At 67.8% G+C, this 9666-nt stretch carries 15 protein-coding genes; 9 read left to right on the top strand and 6 right to left on the bottom strand.

The genetic code is table 11. The features are described 5' to 3' along the window. Window positions 1-282 precede the first annotated feature (282 nt). From ACF0H8_RS20990 to ACF0H8_RS21030, 9 genes are all read left to right on the top strand, one after another. Window positions 283-471 carry a hypothetical protein gene (locus tag ACF0H8_RS20990; protein ID WP_395290949.1) on the top strand — a complete coding sequence of 63 codons (189 nt, stop codon included), beginning with the start codon at window positions 283-285 and terminating at the stop codon, window positions 469-471. 210 nt (window positions 472-681) lie between these two features. Continuing rightward, window positions 682-918, top strand: coding sequence for a hypothetical protein (locus ACF0H8_RS20995; protein ID WP_395290950.1), 237 nt, complete (start codon window positions 682-684; stop codon window positions 916-918). Next, a complete protein-coding gene (locus ACF0H8_RS21000) occupies window positions 915-1937 on the top strand; it encodes an AAA family ATPase (protein WP_395290951.1) in 1023 nt (340 codons plus the stop codon). The genes ACF0H8_RS20995 and ACF0H8_RS21000 overlap by 4 nt, the downstream gene beginning before the upstream one ends. A gap of 212 nt (window positions 1938-2149) precedes the next feature. Next, the gene (locus ACF0H8_RS21005) at window positions 2150-2599 is read left to right on the top strand and encodes a WhiB family transcriptional regulator (protein WP_395290952.1); all 450 of its coding nucleotides are present in this window, start codon (window positions 2150-2152) and stop codon (window positions 2597-2599) included. Between the two features lie 4 nt (window positions 2600-2603). Continuing rightward, entirely contained in the window at window positions 2604-2816 is a 213-nt protein-coding gene (locus ACF0H8_RS21010) for a hypothetical protein (RefSeq protein WP_395290953.1), read from the top strand. After that, window positions 2809-3198 (top strand): hypothetical protein, encoded by a 390-nt coding sequence (locus ACF0H8_RS21015; RefSeq protein WP_395290954.1) that lies wholly within the window; start codon window positions 2809-2811, stop codon window positions 3196-3198. The genes ACF0H8_RS21010 and ACF0H8_RS21015 overlap by 8 nt, the downstream gene beginning before the upstream one ends. An 11-nt stretch (window positions 3199-3209) precedes the next feature. After that, window positions 3210-3758 (top strand): hypothetical protein, encoded by a 549-nt coding sequence (locus ACF0H8_RS21020; protein WP_395290955.1) that lies wholly within the window; start codon window positions 3210-3212, stop codon window positions 3756-3758. A gap of 185 nt (window positions 3759-3943) precedes the next feature. Beyond that, window positions 3944-4792: a phage major capsid protein gene (locus ACF0H8_RS21025; RefSeq protein WP_395290956.1), complete on the top strand. Its 849-nt coding sequence runs from the start codon at window positions 3944-3946 to the stop codon at window positions 4790-4792. Between the two features lie 461 nt (window positions 4793-5253). Further along, entirely contained in the window at window positions 5254-5691 is a 438-nt protein-coding gene (locus ACF0H8_RS21030; protein ID WP_395290957.1) for an HNH endonuclease, read from the top strand. Between the two features lie 241 nt (window positions 5692-5932). Here the strand turns inward: ACF0H8_RS21030 and ACF0H8_RS21035 are convergent, their stop codons facing one another. The 6 genes from ACF0H8_RS21035 to ACF0H8_RS21060 all read right to left on the bottom strand — a co-directional run bounded on the left by ACF0H8_RS21035 (window position 5933) and on the right by ACF0H8_RS21060 (window position 9500). Further along, a complete protein-coding gene (locus tag ACF0H8_RS21035) occupies window positions 5933-6118 on the bottom strand; it encodes a hypothetical protein (RefSeq protein WP_395290958.1) in 186 nt (61 codons plus the stop codon). A 269-nt stretch (window positions 6119-6387) separates the two neighbouring features. Next, on the bottom strand, window positions 6388-7023 hold the full coding sequence (locus ACF0H8_RS21040) for a hypothetical protein (protein ID WP_395290959.1): 636 nt from the start codon (window positions 7021-7023) through the stop codon (window positions 6388-6390). Between the two features lie 4 nt (window positions 7024-7027). After that, window positions 7028-7423 carry a hypothetical protein gene (locus ACF0H8_RS21045; RefSeq protein ID WP_395290960.1) on the bottom strand — a complete coding sequence of 132 codons (396 nt, stop codon included), beginning with the start codon at window positions 7421-7423 and terminating at the stop codon, window positions 7028-7030. Between the two features lie 325 nt (window positions 7424-7748). Continuing rightward, window positions 7749-7970: a hypothetical protein gene (locus ACF0H8_RS21050; protein WP_395290961.1), complete on the bottom strand. Its 222-nt coding sequence runs from the start codon at window positions 7968-7970 to the stop codon at window positions 7749-7751. A gap of 81 nt (window positions 7971-8051) precedes the next feature. Beyond that, complete coding sequence (locus tag ACF0H8_RS21055) at window positions 8052-8291, bottom strand: hypothetical protein (protein WP_395290962.1); 240 nt, start codon at window positions 8289-8291, stop codon at window positions 8052-8054. Window positions 8292-8381: 90 nt separating this feature from the next. Beyond that, window positions 8382-9500, bottom strand: a complete 1119-nt coding sequence (locus tag ACF0H8_RS21060; protein ID WP_395290963.1) for a tyrosine-type recombinase/integrase — start codon at window positions 9498-9500, stop codon at window positions 8382-8384. Between the last annotated feature and the right edge of the window lie 166 nt (window positions 9501-9666).

Below are 9666 nucleotides of genomic sequence, written 5' to 3' on the forward strand. Positions count from 1 at the left end.
GCTCGATAGGCCCGTGACCTGCGTCGTCGCAGGTTTGGGACCGGAGGCTTCGGCCTTGTCAACGTGGCGCGTCAACATGGCCACAGTGTCCGTTACGTGTGCCACCTGTCCTGACCTGCGACGACGCCGGTCCGGAAAGTGGAGTCCACACCACACCGCCGTAACGCCGCAGGTCACAGGCATCCCCGCAGGTCAGAGCGCAGGGTGCGAGCACGTACGTTCGACCTTGGACAACACGTCCGAGCCCAGAAGGGAAGCCCATGTCCACCACGAGTCCGACCCATGCACCACCGGGCAAAGTTGGGCGTTGCCATCCGCACCGGCGCCCCGCAGGCAGTCCAGGACAACATCCGCCGTGAGATGCACGCCGCGATGCTGGAGGACCACGTCCGCAAGATTCTGGCCCTGACCCCGCCCCTGACCCCGGAGCAGCGCGAGCGCATCGCTTCGCTCCTGAAGTCCGCAAGTTAAACCCACGTAGCGTCCGGAGGACGTGAACGGCGGAACGGGCCGACCATGGCGCCTCCGCAGAACCCCCAGAACAAGCAGCAGGGCCGGCCCGCCAAGACCGGCCCCACCAGCGGCAGCACCCGCAACAACCCCGTGCCCCTGAGTGTAGTGCCTCGCACGGACACGCGCGGGGACAGCGACACGCCGCCGCCGCTGCCTCATCTCGCTGAGATGAGCAAGCGCGACGGCAACCTCTGGCTCCACGGGTACGAGGCTGGCCTGATGGCCGGCTGGCAGCGCGGCTATGACGCTTGCGATTTCAAGTGGTCCGAGCATTGGCGCGGTATCTCGGCGTTGGCGCACGACCTCGCCCGGCATCCGCATTTTGATGACTTGTGTGACATTCGGGGCGAGCACGACAAGGCCGAGGCCGTCCGCGCGGACCAACGCCGGCGAGGCCTCAAGTGAGCCGCACCATCTACGACGGGATGCCGTGGTCGCCGCCGGCGGAGCCTCCTGACGCGGATACCAACCACCGGGTGCCCCTGTCCCTGTCCTCGCGCCTGCTGACCCGCAGCGCCCTGGCGACCCTGCCCGCGCCGGCCCCTTTGATCGACGGGACTATCGATCTCGGGACCGTCGTGGTTCTGGCCGGCTACTGGGGCACGCTCAAGTCATTCATTGCCCAGGATTGGGCCGCGTCCGTCGCCACCAGCCGGCCCTGGATGGGTCGCCCCACCGTCTCCCGCCGCGTGCTGTATGTCGCGGCCGAGGGTGCCTATGGCCTGAATGAGCGGATCACCGCCTGGGAGAAGGCGTGGCACCGCACCGTCGAGGACAGCGCCCTCACGGTCCTCCCGGTCCCCGCCCACCTGGGCCACCAGAACGATGTTCTGGAGTTGGAGGGGATTATCCGCGCGGGTAAGTACGGATTCGTTGTCGTGGACACCCTCGCCAAGTGCATGCCCGGCATGGATGAAAACAGCGCCAAAGACATGGGTATTGCCGTGTCTGCTCTGTATTCGCTTATGGATGCCACCGGGGGCGGCACCGTCAACGTCCTGCACCACACCGGCAAGGACAAGTCGACCGTGCGCGGCTCGTCGGCCCTGGAGGGTGGCGTGGACTGTGTGTATCAGACCGAGGGTGACGCGAACTGTGTGACCCTGAGCCGGAAGAAACGGAAGGACGGCCCCGTAACCGATGAGTTGCGGCTGCGGTTCGCCCCCGTGAAGGGCACGACCTCCGGCAACGTCGAGGCCTTCGTGGATATCGATACGAACTCCCGCCGTAATACGGCTGCGGAGGCCCTCTACTCCCACTTCGTTTCCCACCACGGAGCGACCGGAGCGTCCACTACCCAGTTGCTCGCGTCGTCCGAGATGCCCTCGACGTCCTTCTACCGAGCCCTGAATGTGCTGGTCACAGAGGGGAGGTTGGTCAACGTCGGCAAGTCCGGACGATCCCACTACGTCCTGCCCGCCTAGCCGTACTCCCAACTCCCACCACTACTCCCAACCGATTCCCATACTCCCACCCACTCCACCCCCCTTAAGGGGGTGGGAGTGGGAGTAGAAGGTGGGAGAAGCCCCGAGATGCCCGGACGCCGTGCCGCTGCCCGGAGGGAAGTGACACAGATGTAAGTACGCTCTGAGGTACCACGGCGGGGCCGTGGTTCACGCGCGGGGAGGCCCGCAACATGACAGCCGTCGATCACAGCATGATCCAGGGCCATATCGGTCCGACGTTCGCGGATTTGTTCCTCGATGACTCGCCCTATGCGCGGCCGGCCGAGTTCTGGCCTGACCCGCCCGCCGCGCCGGCCGAGCAGCAGGCCGCGCACGACGCGTTGCTGGAGGCCGTGCAGCACGCGCTCGCCGCCGGCGAGGTGGTGCCGTGCCTCGCGCTCAGCGCCGACCCACGCTGGTGGATATCCGACCGCTCCAGCGAGCAGGCCCTCGCCGCCCGGCTGTGCACGGACTGCCCCCTCCGGGCCGCATGCGCCGAATACGGCCGCACCTGGGAGAAATCCGGGGTTTGGGGCGGCGTCATGTCCGCCGCACCCCGCCGCCCCCGCCCCATGCCTCCGCCTGTCCAACTCGACGCCCAAGCCGAGGCGGCAATCGCCGCCCTACTCAAGGGAGTGTGACCGAGTGCCCACCAACCGAAAGCCCCAGGCCGTTGGCCGTACCGAGGGCCCCGACCCGTTCGCGTTCCATCTCAGTGCGGCGTTCGCCGCGTTGGGCCGCGCCGCGCCTGTCATGCCTGTCGAGCACGTCGCCGTGGCCCAGGCCCACGCCGCCCTCGCCCAGGCCCTCGCCACCGAACGGCTGCGCGTCGCCCTGCTGGAGGTGCGCGATGCCTGACCGTAACTGCCCGTCATGCGGGGGCGCGTACTGGCCCGGCGACCCGCGCGGCAACATCTTCGTGGACCACAAGGCCATCCCGGAGTGCCCGTACTACAGCCCCGAGATGCAGACCCAGCACGCCGACTACGAACGTGGCGGGAAGTTCATCCGGTATGCCACCCCGGCCGAGCGGCTGCTGCTCTCGCACTACCTGGGCGGCACCGCCCTGCCCGACGTCGTCACCGTCCTCGTGTCACACCTGACGCCCGGCGCGAGGCGGCGTGAGTTCTACGGGCCGCCCGGCCGCGCGAACGGCGGCCTGGGCCCGCGCCTCGACACCCCGCCCACCACAGCCGGCCCCGCCGGCATCCCCACCGGCCAGCAGGTCGGCACCCCCTAGGAAGGAAAATCATGAGCGAGAGCACCGCCGACGTCGTCACCCCCGACGACACGCCCACCGACGACACGCCGACCGCCACGACCGCGCCCAGCGCCGCCAGCCCCGACGAGCCTGACGAGCCCGAGGGTGAAGCGCCGGACGACGACACCGCTGACCCGCGCCTGCGCAAAGCCAGGAGGGAAGCCAAGGCCCTCCGGGACCGCGTCAAGGCCGCCGAGGACAAGGCCAACACCCTCAGCACCGCCCTGGAGACCATGCAGCGCCAGGAAGTTGTCCGGATCGCCACCCACCACGACGGCCTCAGCGACGGCGAAGACCTGTTCAACTTCGGCGCCACGATGGACGACCTCACCACGAACGGCGTCGTCGACCAGACCAAGGTCGCCCACGCCGTCAACGCCCTTATCGAGCGGAAGCCGCACCTTGCCAGCGGCTACCGGTCCGCGCAGCGCCTGGCGAAGTTCCCCGTCAGCAGGGCCGTGCTCGGCGCCTCACCGGCCGGCACCGTGCCCGCCGACGGCCTGACCGCGTTCCAGCGCGCCCTAGGCGGGGGGGTGTAAAAGAAACCACCACCTGTAGTAAAGTTCGCCAATGACCTAGGTAGGGAGTCCCGGAGGCTCCCGCCGCCCGGTCACTAGGCCCCTGGAGGCCACGGCAGGACGCCCCTGGAGGGCGCGCCGAACCACCCATTGGTTCTGCTGCGCCACAGCGCGCGTGCGTACCCCCTCCAGGAGCCCTCGTGGTGATGACCACGACCAGCGGCGTCGCATTGCTGACGCCCGCGCAAGTCGAAGATGTCTTTGTTCGTCCCCTTACTCAGCAGGCCGTTTGCGCACGGGTTTCGCGGGTAGTTCGCACCCAATCGCACGACCTGCGCGTGCCCATCGTTACCTCCGACGTCGGCGCGTCCTGGGTCGCTGAAGGCGCCGAGATTCCCCTGGGGGATATGACCCTCACGGACCTCGTCATTACCCCGACCAAGATGGCCCGCGTCGTCGGAGTGACCCGCGAGGCCGCTAATGACACGTCACCCGCAGCGGTCACCGAAGTGGCGCAAAGCCTGGTGCGATCGTTCCAAGTCGTTCTGGATTCCAGTTTCTTCGGTGGTGCCGGTGTGGCGCCCGCGCCTAATGGGCTCGGCGCCCTTGCCGGCGTCAACACCGTGGCCACGGCAGCCGGCGGCTGGGCCAACCTCGACGTCTTCACCGACGCCATCGTCAACGGCCAGACCAAAGGTCACCCCGTCACGGCGTTCGTGGCCAACAGCGCCGACGTCACCGCCCTGTCCAAGTTGCGCGACGAGACCGGGAGTAACCGGCCGCTGCTCGGCCCCGATCCCACGGTGCCCGGCAGCCGCCAGATTCTCGGCGTGCCGCTCCTGACCTCCGACGCCGTCCCCGCCTCGACCGTCTGGGCCATCCCCCAGACCGCCAGCCTCCTCGTCATCCGCGAGGGAGCCGCAGAAGGCCCCGTCCTCGAAACCGACAAGTCCGTTTGGTTCACGAAGGACCAAGTGGCCGTGAAGGGCATCCTTCGAATCTCGTGGGGCTGGCCTTACCCCGCCGCGATAACCAAGATCACGAAGACGGCGTGATTCACAACTGAATACCCCGAGTGAGTTTGTCCTTAGTCAGCCAGGCTCGCTCGGATGCCCGCCAGGGCGTTAACGTCACCGGCCCGCCTCCAAGCATTGAGGGCGCGGCTGGAGCGATGGGCGCCGATGTGCAGAAACGGACCCAGCGTCAGGCGGGCAGGGCGCTCACTTCGCCATAAGAGTCACCGGCTGCTCCACTTCCCGGCCGGCGAGGCGAGCGAGCGTAAGGGGTGGCCCCGGTCCTGGGCATAGTGCCGGGGCCACCTCACCCCTGGGGGTAGCACAGCAAAGGGGGGTGGCCTGCCCATAAAGGTGACGGGGGTGTGCAGGCAACAGGGGTGGGTGTAACACAACAACAGGGGGTGCCCTAATCCCAGACAGGGGTAGGGGGTATCTAAAGGGAGGTAGGGGGTATGCCAGCCAACCGGACGGGGACCAAGAGGTGGAAAGACTTCCGGGCCATGGTGCTCGCCACCCACCCCCACGTGTGCGTCGCCTGTGGAAAAGCAGTTGACGTGAACGCTCCACCGTTGACGTTCTACGCCGCCGAGATCGACCACAAGATTCCCTATTCACTGAACAAAGGGCTCGAGTTCGATCCTGACAACGCGCAAGTGTTATGCAGCCCATGCAACAAAAGGAAAGGCAGCAGACAGTACTACGTCAACGCGCCAACGCCAGCGCGACCGACGCCAACCTGGATCTGCTTTGCCCACACCGACTGCCCAGCAGCACTCCGCCTTCCAGGCGCAAGCCCGCACAGCCGGTGCTGGTCGGGACCCGACATATGCGTCTATGACCACAGACCGGAATACCTGGAATGGTGGGAAGAGCACAAACGGAACTTCAAAGAGCGCGGCACCGTCGAAGTCGCCAACGGCATCGCCATGTGTTACTAGGGGGTCAAAGGGGTGGGGGGTACCCCGAGTCCGCAAAAAATCGCCAGCCCCGTCTGGCGATTCGGTATCCCCCCGCGTCGTTTTCCACGGTTTTAGGCGGGTCTGGTGCTAAAACCGGGCACCTGTGCGTCAGCCTTGAATCGGGGTTCTGAGCGCTCCAAAGTGGCCCGGCTGTGTCCTGGCATGGGAAAGGCCCCCAGCGGTGTGCTGGAGGCCTTCCTGTGTGCCCTGGGGCCTGTTTTCAGGCGAGGACGGCGTCGCCGTGGGCGATGTGTGCTTCTGCGGCTTGCGCCGGGATGAGGAGCACGATGACGTTGCCGCTGGGCGTTGTGTGCGCGACAGCGACGGTTTGCGTCTGTGCTGACGCGCCGCTGGCGACGCCGGCCGCGAGTGCCAGGGCGGCGATGCCGCTGGCGATGGTGCGCATGGTGCGCATGGTGGTGCCCTCTCTCAAAGCGTTGGGTTGGTGGTTGGTTCCCCTGCCTTGCCGTGCCCTGCCATGCCCAGCCGTGCCCCGCCCGGCCGAGCCGCGCCGTGCCGCAGCCGCGCCCAGTCGTGCCGCGCCCAGCCGGGCCGAGCCCCGCCGCGCCCCGACAAGTTCAGGACGGGTTAAGGCGTTTCCCTGCCACGCCAGGCCACGCCGCGCCGCGCCCGGCCTAGCCTGGCCTCGCCGTGCCAGGCCGCGCCCTCGGGGGTTCAATCGTGGCGCTGTCGCTCCAGTCGGTCGAGCCGCTCGCGTAGGGTGGCGATCTCTTCCTCTGACCGTTCGGTGCGGACGCTCACGTGCTTCACCGCCTCCTCTAGCCGCTTCTGGCGCACGTCCAGGCGCCTGTTGAAATCGATCTGCGCGGCGAAGGCCAGCGCCATGATCCCGAAGGCTTTTCGGGCCTCCGGGTCCAGTTTGTCCAGGTCGACGTTCTCCACCTTGGACCGGCCGGCTCGCAAGGCGCGGATGGACTTGCGCTGGTGGGTGACCGCGAGGCGCCCATGCTCCTGAGGCGCGACGATCCGGTAACCCACGTTCCGGACGGCCTCGATAGCCCGGTGGTCGGCCTCCTCGCACTCGACTCCTGCCCGGCGGATGGCCGTCTGGATGATGTGCCGGTGCCGGACAGGGTCGAGTCCAAGGGCCGCCAGGTCGCTCTCCAGGGAGATGACAGACAGGATGCCGCTGAGCGCTTGCACGTCCTCGCGGCTGAGTTCTATCTGTGTGGCCGCAGTGGTGAACGGGCGGATCTCCAGGAACGCCGTGCCCTTCTGCGTGTCGGTGACGAAATAGAACCGGTGGTTGTCCTGAGTGGTGTATTCCGTACTGCCAGGGTCCTCTTTCATGGCCTCAGTTCCATTCCAGGAAGCAAGCGAGGGAAACCCAGTCGGTCGCGGCGACCATGTCCCACCCCTCTGCGGGGGCGGGCAGGGCGGTTGTGACGGCGACGGCCATGACGTCAGCGCCGTGAAGGTCGACGTCGTCACAGAACTTGTCCTGCTCGGCCCCCGACAGGCCCCCTGGGTATACGCCCCCGTAGAACCAGCGGTCGAGCGCGTCTCTCGTCGCCTCCGTCGCTGGGTTGGTGGGCGTGGGCTCCGGCTCCGGCGTCGTGGGCTCCGGCTCGGGTGCCTGGAAGGTGGCGGGCGACTCAGGCGGCGGCTCAGGCTCCCCGCCGCCGCAGCCGGCCAGCAGCGCCACCGCCAGGCCGGCCAACACGATCCGGGGGGTGGTGGTGGTGTCCATGCCCTGCCACGCCATGCCACGTCCGGCCCAGCCCAGCCTTGCCCGGCCGCGCCCTGCCAAGCCGAGACCAGCCCTGCCCGGCCGAGTCTTGTTCTTCATTTCTTCGTTCCCCCTCGGGCCTTATTCATGACCAGGACGGCGGTGGCGCTGAGGACGACCAAGCGGCTGGTGTCGCCGCCCGCTGCCTCTAGCGCCACGCGCCACACGCGCGGGTCAACCGTCGTCGTCACCACGGTGCCGGATCGTTGGCCGCGTCGACGTCGGGCCGGCACGTCTGGGCTGTATCGCGCTGACTCGCCCAGCCGATATGTGGGGGCGCTCATGGTCACGCCTCCAGTCGCTCGGAGGCGCGGAGCAGCACCCGCGCCACGTTGACCGCGTCATCCGCGCTGAGCCAGGCGCCGCCGGGCGCGCTGAGCACGATGTGGGACAGCCGGCCGCTTCGGGACCGCTCGACAGCGACGGCCACGACGATGCGGCCGTCGAGGACGGTGATCTCCTCGCTGGTGATCTCGTCCCATAGGGGCTGGTCGGATATCTTGCTCATGGCCCACTCGCCTTCCCTTCTAAGGCTGGTGGTGCAAGGGGAGTCGCCTGTGTGCCAGCACTGGCGGCTCCCCGCCCTTATCTAGGTTTGACGAGGCCGGTTCAGGTATTCCTCGACCTCATCGAGGGTGGCCGAGTACATATACGGCTCGGGACCACCGAAAACCACCGCGCCGGTATCGACGTCGGTGAGGGTGTACTTCCCGTAGTCGACGGCTCGCGTGTCGCGGCGCCGGCTGCGGGAGAGACGAAGGCGCTGGTGCTCTGCAGCGCGGCGGACGCGCTGCTCGCGGACGATCTCCGCGACTGGTCGTGGGCTCACAGTCCCGAAATCTAGTGGCAGAGGCCCTACGGCTCGCCTCATGACACCCACACTACTTCGGCCACTACTCGACGCACTACCCCAAGCAAGTCACGATGCGATAACGGCGCGCGGGGGCTCAATCTCTGGGAAGGCCTGCGCCAGCGCCATCGTCATGACCGCAGCGGCGGCCTGGCGCCGCTCCGGCATCAGGTGCCCGTAGCGGTCGGACGTCGTGGTCAGGGACTCGTGACCGAGCGTGTACTGCACCGTCAGCAAGTCCAGCCCGCCGGCGATAAGCCACGACGCGCAGGTGTGCCGCAGGTCATGGATGCGGAGCGGCTTGCCCAGGTGCGCGCGCTTGAGCGCCGGCTGCCAAACACCCTTGAACCACGTGTTGAGCCTGACCGGCCGGCCGGCGCGGTTGGTGAACAGGAACTCACCGGGCGCCCGGCCGTCGACCAGGGGCACCAGCAGGTCGCGCACCTGAGTGGACAGCGCGACGGTCCGCCGGGACTTCTTGGACTTCGGCGGCCCGAGGCGCCAGCCGGTGCCGTCCGTGGCGCGCTTCCACGCCCGCACGACGCGCACCGTGCCGTTGTCGAGGTCGACGTCCTGCACCTGAAGCGCCGTGGCTTCGGACACCCTGAGGCCGGTGCCCACCAGCGTCGTCACCAGCGGGCGCCAGTACGCCGGCACCGCATCCGCCAGCACCGCGAACTCACCAGGGGTCAGGAACGTCATCTCATCCCTTTGCAGGGTGCGGGGCAGGCGCGTGTGCTTGCACGGGTTCGCGGACAGGTGCCCGTCACGCACCGCACCCTCCAGGACACCGGACAGGAACCCGTGCTTATTCTTGATCGTCTTGCCTGACGCGCCGGCACGCTCCAGCCCGTTGACCCAGCCGGCGACCACGGCGGGGGTGATCGCGTCCAGGGGCAGGTCGATCCGGGCGAGGTCGCGGCGGATGAACGCGCCGTAACGCTCCCGCGTGGCTTCACCGATCCCGCTCAGGTTGGCGACGTGCTTCCGCGCGTACTGAGTCAGTGTCAGCGGCGCCTCGTCGGGGTGGCTGCTGTCGAGAATCTCCACGGCGACGTCGGGACCGAAGGCGTCCAGGTTGCGGAGGAAGTGGGTCCGCGCCTGGGGGTTGTCGAACGTCGCGGACGTCTGTTTCCCGTTGTGCCGGTACAGAACCTTGTAGGCGACGGAGCCATCGGAGCGCTTCACTTCACGCAGACTGGCCATGATCGGGTCTCCCTAGGTCCTGGACCCCTGTTGACAGGTCAACACGATACGCTCGTCTACGGGTGTTGCCAATACGTCTCCGGTAGTGCTCCAAACGTGTCTTCCCAGGTCAGAGCGGAACGGTGCAGGTAGGTAATGCGGCCTACGT

It is taken from the genome of Georgenia sp. AZ-5, from assembly GCF_043952095.1.
Taxonomy (GTDB): domain Bacteria; phylum Actinomycetota; class Actinomycetes; order Actinomycetales; family Actinomycetaceae; genus Georgenia.